Annotated in this window: 20 protein-coding genes and 1 tRNA gene; 5 read left to right on the top strand and 16 right to left on the bottom strand. The window is 37.7% G+C overall.

Annotated elements, in window-relative coordinates; translation table 11 throughout:
- Window positions 1-9: 9 nt before the first annotated feature.
- Window positions 10-168 (bottom strand): UTRA domain-containing protein, encoded by a 159-nt coding sequence (locus GHI93_RS07365; RefSeq protein ID WP_153496410.1) that lies wholly within the window; start codon window positions 166-168, stop codon window positions 10-12.
- A gap of 401 nt (window positions 169-569) precedes the next feature.
- Between GHI93_RS07365 and GHI93_RS07360 the strand changes: the two genes are divergently transcribed.
- Window positions 570-779, top strand: coding sequence for a Sec23/Sec24 zinc finger-containing protein (locus tag GHI93_RS07360; protein WP_153496409.1), 210 nt, complete (start codon window positions 570-572; stop codon window positions 777-779).
- Between the two features lie 355 nt (window positions 780-1,134).
- On the top strand, window positions 1,135-1,755 hold the full coding sequence (locus GHI93_RS07355) for a DUF4230 domain-containing protein (RefSeq protein WP_153496408.1): 621 nt from the start codon (window positions 1,135-1,137) through the stop codon (window positions 1,753-1,755).
- Window positions 1,756-1,810: 55 nt separating this feature from the next.
- On the opposite strand, the gene GHI93_RS07350 is transcribed toward GHI93_RS07355, so the two are convergent.
- From GHI93_RS07350 to GHI93_RS07335, 4 genes are all read right to left on the bottom strand, one after another.
- Window positions 1,811-2,692: an NAD(P)-dependent oxidoreductase gene (locus GHI93_RS07350; RefSeq protein ID WP_153496407.1), complete on the bottom strand. Its 882-nt coding sequence runs from the start codon at window positions 2,690-2,692 to the stop codon at window positions 1,811-1,813.
- Between the two features lie 32 nt (window positions 2,693-2,724).
- A complete protein-coding gene (locus GHI93_RS07345; protein ID WP_153496406.1) occupies window positions 2,725-2,931 on the bottom strand; it encodes a hypothetical protein in 207 nt (68 codons plus the stop codon).
- A gap of 60 nt (window positions 2,932-2,991) precedes the next feature.
- A tRNA-Leu gene (locus GHI93_RS07340) sits at window positions 2,992-3,074 on the bottom strand.
- 92 nt (window positions 3,075-3,166) lie between these two features.
- Window positions 3,167-4,027, bottom strand: coding sequence for an MIP/aquaporin family protein (locus tag GHI93_RS07335; protein WP_153496405.1), 861 nt, complete (start codon window positions 4,025-4,027; stop codon window positions 3,167-3,169).
- Between the two features lie 184 nt (window positions 4,028-4,211).
- On the opposite strand from GHI93_RS07335, the gene GHI93_RS07330 reads away from it, so the two are divergent.
- Together GHI93_RS07330 and zwf are read left to right on the top strand one after the other, a co-directional pair.
- A complete protein-coding gene (locus GHI93_RS07330) occupies window positions 4,212-4,391 on the top strand; it encodes a hypothetical protein (RefSeq protein WP_153496404.1) in 180 nt (59 codons plus the stop codon).
- A gap of 77 nt (window positions 4,392-4,468) precedes the next feature.
- Window positions 4,469-5,977, top strand: a complete 1,509-nt coding sequence (gene zwf / locus GHI93_RS07325) for a glucose-6-phosphate dehydrogenase (protein ID WP_153496403.1) — start codon at window positions 4,469-4,471, stop codon at window positions 5,975-5,977.
- A 222-nt stretch (window positions 5,978-6,199) separates the two neighbouring features.
- Here the strand turns inward: zwf and GHI93_RS07320 are convergent, their stop codons facing one another.
- The 8 genes from GHI93_RS07320 to mreC all read right to left on the bottom strand — a co-directional run bounded on the left by GHI93_RS07320 (window position 6,200) and on the right by mreC (window position 14,178).
- The gene (locus tag GHI93_RS07320) at window positions 6,200-6,727 is read right to left on the bottom strand and encodes a YqeG family HAD IIIA-type phosphatase (RefSeq protein WP_153496402.1); all 528 of its coding nucleotides are present in this window, start codon (window positions 6,725-6,727) and stop codon (window positions 6,200-6,202) included.
- Between the two features lie 70 nt (window positions 6,728-6,797).
- Window positions 6,798-7,925 (bottom strand): molecular chaperone DnaJ, encoded by a 1,128-nt coding sequence (gene dnaJ / locus GHI93_RS07315; protein WP_153496401.1) that lies wholly within the window; start codon window positions 7,923-7,925, stop codon window positions 6,798-6,800.
- A 118-nt stretch (window positions 7,926-8,043) separates the two neighbouring features.
- The gene (locus GHI93_RS07310) at window positions 8,044-8,784 is read right to left on the bottom strand and encodes a class A sortase (RefSeq protein ID WP_153496400.1); all 741 of its coding nucleotides are present in this window, start codon (window positions 8,782-8,784) and stop codon (window positions 8,044-8,046) included.
- Between the two features lie 28 nt (window positions 8,785-8,812).
- Window positions 8,813-10,084, bottom strand: a complete 1,272-nt coding sequence (locus GHI93_RS07305; RefSeq protein WP_153496399.1) for a carboxylate--amine ligase — start codon at window positions 10,082-10,084, stop codon at window positions 8,813-8,815.
- A gap of 15 nt (window positions 10,085-10,099) precedes the next feature.
- Complete coding sequence (locus tag GHI93_RS07300) at window positions 10,100-11,278, bottom strand: peptidoglycan bridge formation glycyltransferase FemA/FemB family protein (protein WP_153496398.1); 1,179 nt, start codon at window positions 11,276-11,278, stop codon at window positions 10,100-10,102.
- Window positions 11,279-11,358: 80 nt separating this feature from the next.
- A complete protein-coding gene (locus GHI93_RS07295; RefSeq protein ID WP_153496397.1) occupies window positions 11,359-12,687 on the bottom strand; it encodes a coiled-coil domain-containing protein in 1,329 nt (442 codons plus the stop codon).
- Between the two features lie 94 nt (window positions 12,688-12,781).
- Window positions 12,782-13,315, bottom strand: a complete 534-nt coding sequence (gene mreD, locus GHI93_RS07290; protein ID WP_153496491.1) for a rod shape-determining protein MreD — start codon at window positions 13,313-13,315, stop codon at window positions 12,782-12,784.
- A complete protein-coding gene (gene mreC, locus GHI93_RS07285) occupies window positions 13,315-14,178 on the bottom strand; it encodes a rod shape-determining protein MreC (RefSeq protein ID WP_153496396.1) in 864 nt (287 codons plus the stop codon). Before mreC ends, mreD begins: the two co-directional genes overlap by 1 nt.
- A 176-nt stretch (window positions 14,179-14,354) precedes the next feature.
- Here mreC and GHI93_RS07280 point away from each other — a divergent pair, with 176 nt between their 5' ends.
- Window positions 14,355-14,801 (top strand): NUDIX hydrolase, encoded by a 447-nt coding sequence (locus tag GHI93_RS07280; RefSeq protein ID WP_153496395.1) that lies wholly within the window; start codon window positions 14,355-14,357, stop codon window positions 14,799-14,801.
- A gap of 44 nt (window positions 14,802-14,845) precedes the next feature.
- On the opposite strand, the gene rpiA is transcribed toward GHI93_RS07280, so the two are convergent.
- From rpiA to GHI93_RS07265, 3 genes are all read right to left on the bottom strand, one after another.
- Complete coding sequence (rpiA, locus tag GHI93_RS07275) at window positions 14,846-15,526, bottom strand: ribose-5-phosphate isomerase RpiA (RefSeq protein WP_153496394.1); 681 nt, start codon at window positions 15,524-15,526, stop codon at window positions 14,846-14,848.
- Window positions 15,527-15,834: 308 nt separating this feature from the next.
- Complete coding sequence (locus tag GHI93_RS07270) at window positions 15,835-16,083, bottom strand: hypothetical protein (RefSeq protein ID WP_153496393.1); 249 nt, start codon at window positions 16,081-16,083, stop codon at window positions 15,835-15,837.
- 507 nt (window positions 16,084-16,590) lie between these two features.
- Window positions 16,591-17,391: a hypothetical protein gene (locus GHI93_RS07265; RefSeq protein WP_153496392.1), complete on the bottom strand. Its 801-nt coding sequence runs from the start codon at window positions 17,389-17,391 to the stop codon at window positions 16,591-16,593.
- Window positions 17,392-17,626 lie beyond the last annotated feature (235 nt).

Raw genomic sequence — 17,626 nt, 5'->3', positions numbered from 1 at the left:
AGACTTTTTTTAATTGTTCCGTATCAGCACAATCTCAAAACCATACTTATCATAACGATGCACATTTTCGGAGGATTCAAATACTCGTCCATCCGTCAAATAAGCCGTCTGCGAAGCAATAACCACCATATCTCCCTCAGCAAGCTCCAACAACCTTGGTCTCCCCATCAACACCCAATTAATCCGTGATAACTGGCGTTGCTGATATAACCTCAAAAGTCAACACATCACTCATTGTTTTTTATCCGAAAAAGTCGCCGTAGAGCCTTGAAATTGGTTAATAACCATAAAATTTTCCAATTCATCTTGACTCAATTCCTTTACAAAAGGACCGCTCATCCTTCGCGTCCTTCACCGTCATTATTGGTATGATAAAGGCAAATAAAATCATTCTCCCCAGGCTTAGACCTAGATGAGGTTTTTGACAGTTATGAAGAAGCTTCTGATTATGCACGAGAAAGTTATAATGATTTTTCTAGTGGTGCTGAAGTTTTGGATCTTGCCGGTGAAACTTACACAGATCCCGCTGATGTTGACTTTGAAGTCGAAGAAATTTAAAGGAGAAAAATATGTCATTTTGGGATTTATTAAGTGAAATCTCTGACACTATTGATGTTAGTAGTTCGACAAACGAAAGATTTCCTGATATCGACTGGTGGTGTGATCACTGTGGAGCCCACTTAAATGATCAAACGGAGTTTGATGATCACAAATATACTTGGAAATGTACGGAATGTGGTTTTAAAAGTAGTATATCTAAAGATAATATTTTCGATTAATTTTTAAAAATAAAGGTCTGATTAGACCTTGGGGTAAAACAAAAGACTTGTTTTTGATTTCAGACAAGTCTTTTTAGTTTTATCAGTTTTTCAAACTTGAGTGGGAGAGCACTCGAAAAAATTTCTCATCCTTACAGAGTTTTCGCAATAAAAACAAGAAAATGGACAGCATAAGCCGATAAATCTAAAAAAACAACAATCTAAACAAAGTTTCACTGACGCTCCCCGCTCATTTCACACCAAGTTTAGAGCATTACAAAAAGTTGTCAGTACTGACAACTTTTTCCAGATTTTGGTAATCATTGTTTTACTAAACTTCTTCTCATTTATGCTAAAATAAATTTGAGGAGAAAAAATGAAAACGATGGTTCGATTCTTATTCAATGCAAAAATTTATGTGTGGGTCCTTTTGTTAGTGATTCTCACTTTTTTAGGGCTCTTTTTAGCACAATCAAAACTATTAAAAACAGCTGAAACTTCTCAATCTTATCTGATGGTTAAATCGATTCAAGAAACTAATGCGCAGGTTTTTTTAAATGTTGGCATTCAAGATGTAGAGACGAAAACAACGAATACTAAAATTCCTTGGACAAAAATTGGAATTCCATTGACAGAAAAAAAAGCATTAATCATTTTAAATTATAATGCAAAACTTGGGATAAAAACACCTGCCAAAATTACTGCGACAGGAAAAAACAAATACCACATCGAAATCCCGAATTATGAAGTGATTGGCATTGCATTAGATTCGAAAAAGCCGTATGTTTTATACGATTCATCTGGAGAAATTTTGAGTGATCCAACTCAAAATATTGATACTGGAGCACTGGTCACAACAGCTTTATCTAACACAAAACAAGAAAAATTTTTAAAACAATACCAAACACAAATGGATCAATCTGCAAAAAACTATTACACCAGTCTTTTTAAAGCCGTTGATCCAAAGCTCTCTCTAACGTTTACTTTCGATCACTAATTTCTGTCAGTACTGACAGAAAAAAACGTGCTGATTTTTAGTTCAGCACGTTTTTTTATTGATGTGGACGATGTCCATCTTTCCACCAGAGTTTGATCAGAGCTTGCGTGCCATCATTTTCATAACCTTGATTTGCGAGTTGATCATATAAGGCTTTGGCCCCTGCTGTCGCTGGAAGAGAAATCCCCATTTTAGCAGATTCACCGAGCGCAATCCCGAGATCTTTGATAAAATGTTTCACAAAAAAGCCAGGTGTGAAATCCTCACGCAAAATTCGCGGTGCATAATTTGTCATGCTCCATGTCGCCGCAGATCCTCCACCAACAGTATTCAAGACTTTTTCCACATCTAAACCAGCCTGATTCGCATACACTAAAAGTTCTGTCATTGCAGTCATTGTCCCAGCAATCGCAATCTGATTGGCCATCTTTGTATGTTGTCCACTCCCAGCCTTACCTTGATAAGCAATCGTTTTTCCGAGTTTTTCAAAAAGTGGGACAAGCTGTTCATAAACAGCGGCATCTCCTCCAACCATGATCGTCAAACTTGCATTTTTTGCACCAATATCTCCTCCAGACACGGGTGCATCCAAACTTTCTGATCCTATTTTTTTGGCTGCTTCATAAATTTCAACAGCCAAATCTGGTTCACTTGTCGTCATGTCAACAAAGATTTTTCCAGATCCTTTTGCTTTCAAAGCACCATTTTCTCCAAAATAAATCTCACGAACATCTTTTGGGTACCCCACCATCGAAAAGACAATTTCTGAGTGCTCAGCGATTGCTTTAGGCGTATCACAATACGTTGCACCATTTGCAACTAACGCATCTGTTTTTGACTTTGTCCGATTATAGACATACAGTTCATTTCCTGCTAAAAGGAGATGTTGCGCCATCGCAGCGCCCATCACACCAGTACCAATAAAACCAATTTTCATTTTTCTACCCTCCATATTTTTGATTTAATGATTTATCGCTCAACGCTATCTCTTCTTTTGCGTCCTTCTTTTCTCCGCAATTTTTTAATTTTATCCAAACGATAGTCTTCTAAGTGATACGTTTTCAATAATTTCTCAATCTCACTGTGTGAACTCTCTAAGCGTTGTGCAAGATGTCCTAAAGAGTGCAATGGATTTTCATCAATGACGTGTTGTAATGCTGCTTTTGTTATTCTCATGATTTTTCCTCTAAAATACAAAAAACGGCTCGCTTTTCCAGCCAACCGCCTCCTTTTTTATGGGGAAGAGGGGATTTGAACCCCCACACCCTAACGAGTACATGCACCTGAAGCATGCGCGTCTGCCATTCCGCCACTTCCCCACAAAACTGCACTACATGAATCGCATGATCCAGAGTACTTTACTATGATAACAGTTTCATGAGTATTTTGCAAGAATTTTTGAAGCAAGCGCTTATTTAAACATCAGTTTAAATACAGTAGCTGCAATCACACCACCTACGATTGGTGCAACTACAGGAACCCACGCATACCACCATTTTGAATCTGTTTTTTCGCCAACCACACTTTGGGGCATAACCATGTAAACCAAACGGGGACCAAGATCACGTGCTGGATTAAGCGCAGCGCCTGTTGGACCACCAAAACAAGTGATTAATCCGACCAATAACAATCCAATCGCCAAAGCACCAACCATTTTTGAGGCAGAAGCACCAGAAACAGAAGCCCAAATTTGACTCATGACATCTGGAGAACTAGTGTTTGCACCTTGTTTTGCCGCTGCTTGCATGTACCACTTGATGGATTCAGCACCAAAGAAATTTGTTGTAAATCCGATAATCCCAAAAACAAGTGCAAATGTTCCAATCGCTTCATTAATAAAACCATTGATCATTGCTTTTGTGTGGCCATCTTCTTCAAGCGCATTTGTTGTTGCAAATGTTCCCAAAGCAATCGCACCATCGTTTGTTTTAAGATAGTATTGATTATAAATCGCAACCACTAAAAGTTGTCCCACAATCGCACCAATCAGTTGAGCCAAAATGTATTGAGCCACGTGTGCCCAAGGGAATAATCCTGCAGAAGCAAGACCAAGAGTCACCGCCGGATTGACATGAGCACCTGAGACATTCGCAAACACAAGAACTGGAAACATCAGCGCAATGCCATATCCCCAAGCGATGGAAAGTCCTCCCATGCCGTTGTTTTTGGAGCCTTTCAACGTGACGGCTGCAATCGTACCATTACCAATCAAAACAAGAAGCATTGTTCCAATTCCCTCGGCAAGGTATTTGATCATCCAAGAATCTGTCATAATAAGTTCAATATCCTTTCAAATTGAATTATACTTCTCCATTCTACCATTTTTTTACTAAATTGACCTTAACTGAGCGTTGTGAAATGGAAATATTAACTTTAAGAAGGTTTGTTGATACTGCTTTTCACTTCTTGTGATATAATGACATAGAGATAATATTCAATTAAAATGGAGGTTTTTTATGACAAAAGACGAAGTTGAAACGCGACTAAGAAAAGAGTTAAATTTACCTTTTTATAATGCCAAAATTACGCAACGAGAGTACACAGAGTTGGAATTTCAAGCGTTAAAAACTCAGCTACAAAAAGAATATTTGGATTATGTGGATGAGTATATTGATTATGCCGAAAATGATGTGTAACCGATCTCTACTTAATCTGTCAACTTGGTTGACAATAAGTTTACACATCGGTTGACACTTAAATTAAAGGAGAAGAGATGACTGAGACTCAATCAGTACTATTTACCATTTTTGGAGCAACTGGAGATTTGGCAAAGCGTAAACTTTACCCCTCTCTTTTTAGACTTTACAAAAAAGGTGAGTTAGAAAATAATTTTGCCGTGATTGGAACGGCACGTCGAGCATGGTCTGATGAATTTTATCGTACTGTCGTGCTTGATTCAATCAAAGATTTGATGCGTTCAAAGACTGAAGCGCAAGCTTTTGCAAGCCATTTTTATTATCAAAGTCATGACGTTTCTGATGCAAAGCATTATGTCACCTTAAAAAAATTGGGCGAAACATTGGAAAATCAATACAAAACAGCTGGAAATCAAGTTTTTTTTCTGGCGATGGCCCCTCAATTCTTTGGAACCATTGCAGAGCATTTAAAATCTCAAGGCATTTTAAATGGCAAAGGATTTGAGCGAATCGTCATTGAAAAACCGTTTGGGACAAGCTATGAAACAGCAAAAACACTCAATGACAGTCTTTCAAAAGTATTTACTGAAGAACAAATTTTTAGAATTGACCATTATTTAGGAAAAGAAATGATTCAAGCTGTTTCTGCGGTTCGCTTTGCAAATCCAATTTTTGAATCCTTGTGGAATCGCAAGCACATCGACAACGTTCAAATCACGTTTGCTGAGTTTATTGGTGTTGAGGATCGTGCTGGATATTATGAAACTTCTGGTGCCTTAAAGGACATGATCCAAAACCACGTTTTACAGGTGCTCAGTCTGATTGCAATGGAAAAGCCAGAGGCGTTTGATGAGGCTCATATCGTCAAAGAGAAAGTAAAAGCATTGGGTGCAATTCGTCAGTACTCCTCCACACAAGCACTAGAAAATTTTGTACGTGGACAGTATGCTTCTGGCAAATTTGATGGTGAAACTTATCTCGCGTATAAAGATGAGGAAGCTGTCAGTACTGACAGCCGCACAGAAACGTTTGCTGCTGGGAAATTTCTCATTGATAACGAACGTTGGGAGGGTGTTCCCTTTTATGTTCGCTCAGGAAAGCGGATGACAGAAAAAGGAACGCGGATTAACATCATTTTCAAGAAATCAAAAAATAACTTATTCGAAGGCTCTTGTGATGAACCCGTGCAAAATGTTTTAACGATTTATATTCAACCGACTGAAGGATTCTCTTTATCCGTCAACGGAAAAGCCGCTGGTCAGGGATTCCAATTGGATCCCTTGCGTTTGAGTTATCGCCATGATTCTGAATTTCTAGGAAATTCTCCTGAAGCATACGAAAAATTATTTCTTGATGTCTTAAAAGGCGATGGCACAAATTTCTCACACTGGGAAGAAGCGGCACGTGCATGGGAGCTGATTGATGTGATCAGAAATGCATGGGATGCACAATCTGATCCTCTTCCAACCTATCCCGCACGCTCCATGGGACCCAAAGAAGCATTTGATTTACTTAACAAAGATGGACGAACTTGGCATTGGCAACCTGATCAATGGTATCGTGAACGTGGCTATTTTGACAAGTGAGCAAAGCAATTTTTTCTATTTTAAAACCTGTCAGTACTGACAGGTTTTTTTGATGCTTTTCCACAGAGTTTTACACAGTTTTCCACAAGATTGTGGAAAGGTACCTATTTTTTGTGGATAACTGTGAATAACTTTTCTCATAATCGCCTAAAATCAAGCTTAATCTTGTGTATTTCTTTTTTCCACTGCTTTTTAAATAAAAAAGAGGACGCTACATCCTCTTTATAATTTTGTTTTCCACACGGGCTTTCCATCCCTTGCAATCAATTTTTTCCACATGCGCCGCTCACGCCACCGATTGAATTGGGTATTCCACGCGTCAGAAGAAACCAAGGGTTTGACAAGAATCGATTTGACTCCAGCACGATGTGCAGCACGAATGTCCGTCATCAGCTGATCTCCGACCATCACAACTTCTTTTGGTTGTTCACCAAATTGTTTTAATGCTTTATTAATCCCAAAAGCAAATGGTTTCATCGCCCGAGAAATATAATCCACTCCGAACTTTTCCACAGCTCGAGCAACACGTGAAGCTTTATTATTTGAAACAACAATCACCTTAATGTGATTCTCGCGCATTTCTTTTAGCCAATCCAAAAGTTCTTTTGTCCCATCAGGATTATTCCACGCAATTAAGGTATTATCCAAATCAACCATGACCGCTTTGATTCCCATTTTTTTCAAACTCTTGCTATCAAGCTGATAGACCGCTTCAATCAACTCATCTGGTTTATAATTATCCAATTTCATAAGCCTTATTATACCAAAAATGACGTGTCATTGCATTAAAAAATTCTGTCAGTACTGACAGAATTCATTTTTATTTAAATTTATCAAAGAATCCTTTTTTTCCACTCGACATCTCAACACCGCTGGCTTTTGCAAAAGCTTGCAGCGCTTCTTTTTGTGAATTATTCAAATTCTTAGGTGTCGTAATGTTGATCACAACGTATTGATCCCCATTCCCTGAACCTCTAAGTTTTGGTGCACCTTTTCCTCTAAGTCGGAAGTTTGCACCCGTTTGAGTTCCTGCAGGAATTTTCAATTTAACATTTCCGTGAACCGTCGGAACTTCGATTTCATCGCCCAATGCTGCTTGAACAAATTCAAGTGGCATTTGATAATAAATCTCAGAACCGTCTCGCTCAAATTTATCTGAGGCAGCAACTTGGAAAATCACGTACAAATCACCATACCCTCCGCCATTTGTTCCTGCATCTCCTTGAGATTGTAAACGCATGCGTTGTCCAGATTCTACTCCAGCTGGGACAGTCACTTTCACTGTGTGAGCCACTTTTTCATGTCCAGTTCCATGACATGTTGGGCAAGGTTCTTTAATTTCTTTTCCTGTACCATGACAAACATCACAGACTTGAGTCGATTGCATCCGACCAATTGGCGTGTCGCGAACCACATTAATTTGGCCACGACCATTACATTTATGGCAGGTTTGTGCGTGTGTTCCAGCCTTTGCTCCAGAACCAGCACACGTATGACACAATTCTTCACGATTATATTTGATTTCTTTTTCCACACCAAAAATCGCTTCTTCAAATTTCAAATTGATCCGATATTGAAGGTCATCTCCTTGTCGTGGTGCATTAGGATTGACTTGAGCGCCGCCACCACCAAAGAAACTTGAGAAAATATCCTCAAAACCGCCAAAACCACTGCCCCCGCCACTAAAGCCAGAAAAGCCGCCACCATTACCACCGCCAAAACCAGCATTTGCACCTGCTGAGCCATATTGATCATAAGCTGCGCGTTTTTGATCGTCCGAAAGTGTTTCATAAGCTTCTTGAACATCTTTATATTTTTGTTCAGCACCCGCTTCTTTATTCAAATCCGGATGATACTTTTTTGACATTTTGCGATAAGCTTTTTTAATTTCATCTGAGTTGGCATTTTTATCCACACCCAAGCGTTCATAAAATTCTGTATTATCCATATCTAGTCCTTTATCATATTTTTTTCAATAGCCTTATTTTAACACTTTTTCTTAAAATTAGCAAAAAAATTAGCACTCTTTTTATTAGAGTGCTAATTTTCACACATGATGTCCGTTTTTATTGCCCTGGTTTGTAATACACATTATAATCCAACTCAAAAGCTTTCAAAACATCTTTAGGAGCAGATGAAAAAGCAATTTCTTTTGTCAGATCGCCTTGAACAATGATTCGATCCTCAGAGCCTCGCGTTTCACAAGTCACCAAAGTCACCATCTTTCGATTCGCTTGATCGTTAATCACCTCGATATGACTCCGATTGAGCACTCGAACACTGGTAATTTTATACTCATAGATATTTGCTTTATCCGTAATATAAATCATCATTCCATCTTTCACGTGCTGAAGCGGCGTGAATAAATTCCCTTGATTAATCCCCGCAAACCCACTTGACGTGTGACTGGCTAAGGCATAATTTCCCTGCCCCATCACTTGATCAGGCTTCATCGTCCCTGCGCCATACATAAGCGAGGTGTTATTGACGCCTTTAAAAATCGGCAGATTAATATTCACATCTGGAAGCGCAACACCGCCAATCACTGGAAGTGGCTGATCATTAAGCTGAGCCGCTAAAACAGACTGAAAACTCAACGCATTCACGGCATTAAAATCATAAGAAACTTTTTTCTTCTCATTTTTTTCAATTTCTGTCCGCGAAACTTTTGCAAGATGGTAACGACTTGAGTTTTGCGAAATGATAAAATCTCGGATAGGACTATTAAAAATGAGGGCGATACCAGCCAAAAACAAGAGAATAATCACAAGATTGAGTGGCCACCGCCGTTTTTTCTTTTTTTCCATTGTTTTTCTCCTCTCAAAATGAGTGAAATCAGAATCCTGATTTTGTTAATTTAGGATAATATGTTTTAAATTTCTTGACTTGCTTTAGCATTGATAAATATTGATAAATTCGACGCTTCAGACGATTATCATTTTTGTTTAATGTTGGATTGATCACTTTCTTTTGTCGATACAACGCATTGATTTCCTTTTTCAATGCTGGATCATCGATGTAGCGCAATAAAAGAAATTTTGGAATAATCGTATAAAGTGTCTTTTTTGACGTCACCATGCGTGTGAGAGGATGATGTTCGATAATATCAGAAACAAGATATTTCATTGGATTTGCTCCTGCACCAGTCACATAAAAATGATTCCGTCCAATCCTTGGGTTCACTTCAAAGAAATAAAACTCTCCCGTTTCTTCATCCCGTTTTACATCAAAATTGGCAAATCCAAAATAGTTAAACCCTTGCGCTTTCAATGCTGCAAAAAAGCGCTGAACCTGCTCAAACAAAATAGGATAAGATGTCGTAATCATCGCACAAGGAATCCCCAAAGCAGAAGGCTGATGTTCTTGAAGTAAAACATGGGCTGAGCTCAATAGCGTCACATCTCCCTTTGAATCCACGTAAGTCGTAATTGAAAAAAGTGCAGTTTCAGCGCCTTTCACGAACTTTTGAACAATAAACTTATCTTTAAATCCCGCATCATACAACGCATGCCACAAATCAAGCAATTCTTTTTCGTCAGTAATGACATAAACTTTTTTAAAGCCATGATTCAAGCGAAGCAAGTCATATTCTGAACTGTTCGCTGGTTTTGCAATCAAAGGATAAACAAAATCACTAGAAGGAAGAAATTGATTCACATTTTCTTTTGTCACTTCCGAAAAATGAACATAAAATGAACCAGGAACCTTCATTCCCACAGCAGTCGCTAATGTCTCAAAAGACTGTTTATCTGCCACTTTTGCAATTGCATCCAGCGCAGGTGTCGGAACAATATAATAAGCTTCCAATTTTTGACGATTTTCAGCCAACAACACAATCAAGTTGTCCGAATTCGCAAGTAAAAAGCGTTTTTGTAATGGTGCTTCTGATTTTAATTTTTCACCTAATTCAAGCAATGCCGTAATCGTTTTTTCATCCGTTGATGTATCCGCTTGATAAGGTGTGATAATTTGTGAATCAATCAAAACGGTTTGTGAAAATCGACTAAAGATGATTGGTTTAATGCCATATTCATCATTTAATTCACGTGCAAAGGCATAAGCACTTATGTCAGAACCCACGATTATCGCTTGGAATTCTTCTGTCATCGTTTTTTCCTCTCTTTAGATGCGTGTTTTGCGCATCATATAAAGCTTGTTTACGATAGGGTAGAGCAAGCGAGAGACTGGAATATCAAATTCGCCAACATACTCTTCGATCTTAGGATTGAAATTTTTCTTAAATTTCAATAGTCCATCTGTTTCAAGTAACGAATTTTCCAATCCTCCCATATTGACCGTCTCAGCACCCCGATCAAACATGTACTGGATAGATTCGAACCATGCCAAATAAGCCGTATAATATTTCTGATAATCTGTATCTGTGCCTGCATACAAATGCTCTGTGTGCGTCCCAAAATTCACTGTCAGTGCTGACGAGACTGCAACAATGTCCCCATTTGCTTGAACCAAATCTGTCAGTACTGACAGATCTTTTTTTGCTTTACTGCAGGCATTTTCAAGCTGCTTAATCTTCTTTTCATTCGTTGTTTCTTTGGTCTCAAAAGCCTTTTGTGCCTGATCAAACATCGTTTGTGCTTCAATCAGCAACGCTTTCAAATCCAAATAAACCATTGTAATATTCGCATCCGCCTGATAAGTATCTACTAATTTTTCAAAATAATCACGATTGCGCAAGCTAATCCCTTTACGATGCTCCGTTTTTTGAATCATTTCTGAAAAATCATCCAATAATTCATCACGTCCAAATTTGACAATCGTGTGTGAGTTTCTCGCTTTACGCAATGCTTGACGCGTTTTTTTATTGAATTTTTCCTCATCAAAATCAGCTTTATACACTACCGCATTAAAACGTGGCTGGATTGTATCGTGCATTTCTGCCGTCAATCCCATCCATTTCGCCCCCAAATTTTTTAATTTTTGAATCACTTTTTCATTTTCAGGTAAATTTTGTATCGCGGGATCAAATTTAATAAAAATAGCTTTTTGTGATTTCCCATATTTTTTTAATGCCTCAAAAATATAATCCAATAATGCTGTATTTTCATAATCCATCGCAATGCCGCGTGGAAGATAAAGCATTGTAAATCCTAAAGGCAACGGACGAATCAAAATTGAAACACTCGCCACCAATTGATCATCATCAAAAAAACCAATAATCTCAGAATTCCAATTGTCTTTAATCTCCTGCCATTTTGATGACTGCAGCAAATGCCCCAAAGGCTCTGATGCAATAAAACTATCATGAATTGCTGGCGCTAAGCCGATTTTAGTCGTGTACATGCTATTTATTATAGCAAAAAAGAGCATAAAATTAAAGCCTCCCGAACAAGGAGACTTTTAAATGAACTTGATTTACAAAATTATACGCCACCTGAAACAAATGTAGCAGGAGTGCTTGCTGTGACGTGGTAAGAATCCACACCTGAAGTTGATCCGCTATAGATTTGATAAGAACCATCAGGATAAACTGCAGTAACAACAGCAACGTGACCATAACGAGCAGCTGTTCTAAATCCACCACCGTTATTTGCAAATTGGATGTATGTGCCACCAGCATAAGAAACGATTGCACCAACGTGTTTGCTTGTGCCAGGTAATGAATAAGCCCAATCAGCACCATTTCCCAAAGATGCAGGAAGTTGTATTCCGTAATTATTGTTGAAGTAGTTCCAAACATACCACGTACAGTTATACAAGGCATAGTTGTTATATCCTCCACCTATTGGGGGGTTCACAGGATTCGACGGTTTGTTATTGTTTGAGTTTGATGAGTTCGAATTTGACGAATTTGAATTTGACGAATTTGAATTTGATGAATTTGAATTTGATGAATTCGAATTTGATGAATTCGAATTTGACGAGTTTGAGTTCGAATTTGAACTTGATGAATCAGAACTTGATGAACTCGAACTTGATGAATTTGACTCACTTTGCGTGGCTTGTTGTTGCGCAGCTTGTTGTTGTGCAACATAAGCAGCTTTTGCTTCTTCAGCTTTTTTAGCTGCTGCTTCTGCTGAAGCTTTTTGTGCAAGCAATGAATCTTTCTTGTCTTGAGCAGTAGTGATGGTCAATTGATAATTGATTGTCGCCACTTGAAGTTGTGCTTGTTGATCTGACAAATCTTTAGCTTGTGAAGCCAAAGTTGACGTCAAACGATCGTACTCACCCACATTTTTTTGCATTGCAACCAATTTTGCTTGCAATTCTTTTTCTTCTTGCTCTTGTTGTTGCAACATTTGTTGGTTTGCACCTGAAACTGTTGCCATTGCAACTACTTTTTGAATCGCATCTGTCAAAGATTTAGAATCCAAAACAGTGGTGATGTTGTTTGTAGCTGAGGTATTGACTTGAGCATCGCGCGCTTGCGCTTGCAATGCAATACTTCTTTGTTTAATGCTATCTCTCAGTTTAGCAGTTTGCGCATTCAATTGATCCGCAGCTTTCTGAGTTGCTGCAAGTTTCGCTTGGGCATCTGCTTGTTTTGCTTTCAAGTTCTCAACAGATGACTGAAGGCTAGACATTTGTGCTTGAGCTTGTGCTTTAGCGTCTTGCGCACTCGAAATAGTTTGATCTTGTTGAGCAATTTTCGCATCAGTATCACTAGAATCTGCGCTTACAGCTGAAACACTCGCTCCAGCGGATAAGACGATTGTCGATAATAATAATGCAGAGATAATCCTTTTTTTCATAACGATAATTTTTTCTTTCCTCCCTGTTAGGTTCGGTGATTGATTTAAGTATAACACTCCTTTTGAAATGATATGTTACAAAACAGATACAGTTTCATTTCAAATTATAACGAGGATGACTTTTCCTTAACTTATAAAATAACTCCAACGGATATTGCAAAATGATTGCAAGTACGACATTTAGGAGTAACGTCGGTGCCAATTGATGAACAACGAAGTCAAGAAAATTGAGCTTTGAAAACCCAAAAGCGCTCGTAATAATGGCGCTCGCTACCTCAAAAAGAGTGACAATAATAATCAATGTAAACAATCTCGTCCAACGATTAGTAAAAACGGCACTCTGTATATTATATACAAAAAGTGCAATGAGAGGAAGTAATAAGGTCGCAATCCCCAAAATTCCAACATAATAACTGTCGTAAACGACCCCCAAAAAGAGCGCTACAATCACGACGTAGCTATGGCGATGCTGTGTCACAGAATAAACCAAAAAAATCAAAAGTAAATGGCAAACTGGCGTTAACGTTCCTCCACTTAAATTTTGAAAAACAGTGGTCAATTGTCCATCAAGTAGCATCATTAAAAAAAGTAAAAGTGGAGTAAAAAATTGAAACGTAAATCGGCTCATCATTTTCCTCCAATCATTTGCTTCACAACAGAAACAAAACGAATATCATAAAGATTGCTTGCTGGTTTGATATAAATTTGACGCCCTAAACCATCTGTCGCATTTTTCTCACCCACGACTGTTCCAACGAGCAAATCACGCACGCTTCCCACACCGCCTCCAAGACCACTTGTAAAGACTTGACTACCATTTTCAAATTTTGTTGTGGTGGTCACTTGAGTGATAAGATAAGTATTTTGTGTACTGTCATAACTCGTTAAAATGCCGTATGAAGGAGAATCAGTCGCACCCAAACGAACAGGAATTTTATTTTCGATTCCTTTTGATGAGCTGAGCAGTGAGACCTTAGCAGTGGTTGGATTCACTTGACTGACTCGCCCAATAATCCCCCCATTCGCCATAACAAGCATATTATTTTGAAGCCCATCTTTTGAACCACGATCAATAATCAGCGTATCATTCCAAGACGCTGGATTTCTTGTAATCACATTTGCAGACGTCGTTTCATAATCCGTCAGTGTTTCTTGAAGCTTGAGCGCTGTTTTTAATTCTTTATTTTCAGACTTTGCCCCAGCCAATTTATTTTTTTCATCTGTCAAATCTGACAGTTGTTTTTTCAAATTTTCATTTTGCTTATATGTATCCATTAAATTTGAGATCACATTGGCTTGATCTTGAACAAAATGAATTGGTGCTGCGACCACTTTATCGACAAAACCCGTCCCATCATTGATGACTTGCGTCATCGCAGCAGGATTTTTATCCGATTTGAAATTTTTTGCTGAAATGACAATTGCTGATAGCGCGGCAATGATAATGATTAAGGCAATAATGATTAATTTACTCAGGTTGAATTTTTTCAATTTGGTATCCCTCTCGAACAGAGCCAATTGCTCCCACTAGTACTTTATTTTATCAAATTTCGAGAGTTTTTGATAGAATAGTGATAAATAATTTTATTGTAAGCGTTTATTATTGCAAACATCACCTATTTCACTCACTCCTTGAGTGAAATGAAGGGTTAGATTTGGAGAAAAAGATGACTGAAATTCCTTATTTTGGCGAAAAAATTACCGATGTTGACTATGTCGATCGCTATGGTGTGTATGGGATTGTTTCACGCTTGGATCACCGTGAAATTTGCCTGATTCAAGCACCAAACGGAGCTTATTTCTTACCTGGTGGCGGAATCGAGGCTGGTGAAAATCAAGAAATGGCACTCAAACGTGAATTGATTGAAGAACTTGGTGTTCATGCTGAGGTTGGACAATATTTTGGACAAGCTGATGAATATTTTTACAGTTCACATCGCGATACTTATTATCATAATCCTGCCTACATCTACGAGACAAAAGCCGTTCGATTTGATCAAGCACCACTCGAGGATTTTAATACGATCTTCTGGTTTGATGTGGACACCGCCATCTCAAAACTCAAACGTGGCAGTCACAAATGGGGCGTTGAGCAGTGGAAAAAACACCTCTAAAAAAGAGTGTCCTTTGGATTCACTCTTTTTAATTCTCTTATCTTTTATTTCTCAATGATCCGAATCCCATCATGTCCTGCAACAATCACTTTTTTGACCATTTGATTAAACAAACCATGCTCAACTACTCCCACCATCAAATCCAACTCTGCTGCTAATTTTTCAGGTGATTGAATCTCTTTAATATGCAAATCAATAAGATAATGATTCATGTCTGTCAGCAATTTTTCTTTACTGTCAGTACTGACAAAACGCCAAGTAGGTGCATATCCTGCTTTTTCAAACTGACGAAAGACGTGTTGTGAGCCATACGGAATCACTTCAACAGGAACTTTAAACGTCCCCAAATGATCTGACAATTTGCGCTCATCAACAATCCAAATGTAGTCTTTTGAATATGTTGCAACAATTTTTTCCATCAAAAGCGCAGCACCGCCACCTTTGATGCCGTTAAGTTCTGCATCAATCTCATCGGCTCCATCAACCGTTAAATCAACCTCATCAACTTCATCAATCGATTTTAACGGAATTCCCAAACGCCGCGCTTGTTTACTGGTTTCATTTGAAGTGGTCACCCCAATAATATCGAGTCCTTCCTCAGCCACGCGCCGTCCCAATTCTTCCACAAAAAACGCTGCCGTTGACCCCGTTCCAAGCCCAACAATCATTCCTGATGTGACAAATTCTGCAGCTTTAATCCCTACCTGTTTTTTTAGAGTTTCCATATCTTCTCCTGTATTTGCTATACAAATAATAATACCATATCGTAAGACATCAGTACAACTGACATAAAAAGGGAAAATCAAGAAGAAATTTTAATTCAACTTTTCAAACACTTTTTATTTGTTCAAACTCAATTATAGCAAATTATATGAGCAATGGATCGTTTTTTTTTATTTTAATTCTTTTTTGATTGTCCGTAAAAAGACAAAATAAATAACCCTGTTGCCAATATGATGTGCCCCCCAAAAGTTTAGAGTAAACACTTTAACTTTTGGAGGCATATCAGAACTGAAAACGATTATTATATTTCTTATTTTTCAATTTTTTCTTTTCTATAAAAATAGAAAGAAATCAAAAACGGAATGAGAGAAGGTAACATTAAATAAAATGTTCCACTATGAAGTAATTCTTGCAGCAAATGGCTTACTGGATTAGTATAAGCATAGGCATAATTTGAAATCAAAGGTCTCCCCTCAATGCCAATGACAAAGCCTATAAAAGCCATGAGTAAACCTAAAGTAAAAAATATTTTTGCTGAATCGTTTGATGCTTTTTTCATTAGAAAATCCTCCTGCCTTTTTATGGATAAACAACTTTTAAGGGCATCTCGAAAAACTCAAAAATAACAGTTTTTCGAGATGCCCTTAAATACTTATTGCTTACTGAATAATTGGTTTCATAACTTTTAGAAGAGAACACCCCACCAGAGATAACTTCATATAAAGTTTTAGTAACATAAACATCTGCATACATTCCTAAGTAGCTTTTCGAGACCCTTTTTTGTTTTCGTTTCACTCCACATCAAAGCAATATTATTTTTATCTTACCTTTACCTTTAGCCATAGGATTAAACAGAAATTGAGTTCTGGACACTCCGACCTGTTGCTCACCAAATAAAACAAAGAATTTTATAAAAAGAAAGAAAGAAAAATAATAGTGATAAAACAACTGTTAAAGACATTTTTGTTATTTTTTTATCTGTATTTTTGCCCTCCATGGATTACTTATCTTTTATAATTTCATTTTACCACGCAAAAATAACCGCTTTCAGAACTGTCAAAATGTTTTATTTTCTATTTTCCTTTATTTTCACGGTTTTTACCAATGCTAGCCCCCATAACAACAGCGCAAACCCACCAAGCAAAGCAAGCGGCCAGAAAGAAATCGGGTGTGTCAGATGAGCCAAGAAATCGTCCAGATATTTATGTAAAAAACTCACAAGTAAGGTCAACGACAACGCAAAGCTCCATCTCCTGAAAAATTTCACAGACAAAACAAACAGCAAAATCAAAAAGATAAGCAAGAAAAGCCAGAGGACAAAGGGAGCAATATCACCATTTCGCAGTGCAACCCAATCAAGAAAAGAAATAATTTTAAACTTCTCTTTCACAGTTAAAATCGCTAAGATAAGCAGATAAATCGCCGAAACAACTGCTGGCAAGCGCCATCTGATCACTGCATTTTCATCCAACTCAACTTTCCCCTGAAAGCATACAATCCAAGCTGTAATTGCCAAAAATCCTGACAGAAAACCAAGCAAAACACCCCAACCATACTCAGATTTTCCACCAAAAGTCATTAACAAATCAATCCCACCAATCTCTAACGATGTTTTAAGAACAAAAAGTGAAAGCAACGCACAAAAAGCAGGCACAACCAGTTTTCGAAAGAAAACAAGAGAAATCAAGCAAAACAACAGCCCCAGCGCAAAAATAATCGCACCGTTGGGATACTTCGCCATCATCTGCCAACCATTAAAAAAGTTCGTTTGTAGCTCCCAAGTATTCTCGTGATTGGGTAGAAACAGGCTGAACAGATAAAGCAAGGAAAGAAATATAGCAATGATGTATTTTATAGTTTTTTTCATTTTTATCTCCTAAAAAAGTGATGATAAAGCAAGCGTTCCAATAAAGATTTTTCCTGTTCATAACATTTCTCAAAAATTTCTAATCATATTTCTCTGACAAAGGTAGGGATAAAAATTTTGAAGTCTTTTTATCCCCACTCGCAATGTACTTTATCTTTCATGCTTCTAGTATAACACGCAAAAATAACCGTTTTCAGAACTGAAAATAATTATTTTATTTTTTTCTGTTTATTTA

Origin of the sequence: Lactococcus hircilactis (genome assembly GCF_009601015.1) — a bacterium.
GTDB classification, from domain to species: Bacteria; Bacillota; Bacilli; order Lactobacillales; family Streptococcaceae; genus Lactococcus; species Lactococcus hircilactis.
The sequence above is the reverse complement of the archived record's forward strand: the minus strand, read 5'-3'. Positions and strand labels throughout refer to the sequence as shown.

Excerpts from the sequence above, each read along its gene's own strand:
- GHI93_RS07280 (WP_153496395.1), top strand. The coding sequence starts at position 14,355 with ATGACTGAAATTCCTTATTTTGGCGAAAAAATTACCGATGTTGACTAT.
- GHI93_RS07365 (WP_153496410.1), bottom strand. The coding sequence starts at position 168 with ATGGGGAGACCAAGGTTGTTGGAGCTTGCTGAGGGAGATATGGTGGTT.
- GHI93_RS07360 (WP_153496409.1), top strand. The coding sequence starts at position 570 with ATGTCATTTTGGGATTTATTAAGTGAAATCTCTGACACTATTGATGTT.
- dnaJ (WP_153496401.1), bottom strand. The coding sequence starts at position 7,925 with ATGGATAATACAGAATTTTATGAACGCTTGGGTGTGGATAAAAATGCC.
- GHI93_RS07310 (WP_153496400.1), bottom strand. The coding sequence starts at position 8,784 with ATGGAAAAAAAGAAAAAACGGCGGTGGCCACTCAATCTTGTGATTATT.
- GHI93_RS07265 (WP_153496392.1), bottom strand. The coding sequence starts at position 17,391 with ATGAAAAAAACTATAAAATACATCATTGCTATATTTCTTTCCTTGCTT.
- GHI93_RS07305 (WP_153496399.1), bottom strand. The coding sequence starts at position 10,084 with ATGACAGAAGAATTCCAAGCGATAATCGTGGGTTCTGACATAAGTGCT.
- GHI93_RS07320 (WP_153496402.1), bottom strand. The coding sequence starts at position 6,727 with ATGAAATTGGATAATTATAAACCAGATGAGTTGATTGAAGCGGTCTAT.
- rpiA (WP_153496394.1), bottom strand. The coding sequence starts at position 15,526 with ATGGAAACTCTAAAAAAACAGGTAGGGATTAAAGCTGCAGAATTTGTC.
- zwf (WP_153496403.1), top strand. The coding sequence starts at position 4,469 with ATGACTGAGACTCAATCAGTACTATTTACCATTTTTGGAGCAACTGGA.
- GHI93_RS07350 (WP_153496407.1), bottom strand. The coding sequence starts at position 2,692 with ATGAAAATTGGTTTTATTGGTACTGGTGTGATGGGCGCTGCGATGGCG.
- GHI93_RS07300 (WP_153496398.1), bottom strand. The coding sequence starts at position 11,278 with ATGTACACGACTAAAATCGGCTTAGCGCCAGCAATTCATGATAGTTTT.
- GHI93_RS07355 (WP_153496408.1), top strand. The coding sequence starts at position 1,135 with ATGAAAACGATGGTTCGATTCTTATTCAATGCAAAAATTTATGTGTGG.
- GHI93_RS07345 (WP_153496406.1), bottom strand. The coding sequence starts at position 2,931 with ATGAGAATAACAAAAGCAGCATTACAACACGTCATTGATGAAAATCCA.
- mreD (WP_153496491.1), bottom strand. The coding sequence starts at position 13,315 with ATGAGCCGATTTACGTTTCAATTTTTTACTCCACTTTTACTTTTTTTA.
- GHI93_RS07330 (WP_153496404.1), top strand. The coding sequence starts at position 4,212 with ATGACAAAAGACGAAGTTGAAACGCGACTAAGAAAAGAGTTAAATTTA.
- GHI93_RS07335 (WP_153496405.1), bottom strand. The coding sequence starts at position 4,027 with ATGACAGATTCTTGGATGATCAAATACCTTGCCGAGGGAATTGGAACA.
- GHI93_RS07270 (WP_153496393.1), bottom strand. The coding sequence starts at position 16,083 with ATGAAAAAAGCATCAAACGATTCAGCAAAAATATTTTTTACTTTAGGT.
- GHI93_RS07295 (WP_153496397.1), bottom strand. The coding sequence starts at position 12,687 with ATGAAAAAAAGGATTATCTCTGCATTATTATTATCGACAATCGTCTTA.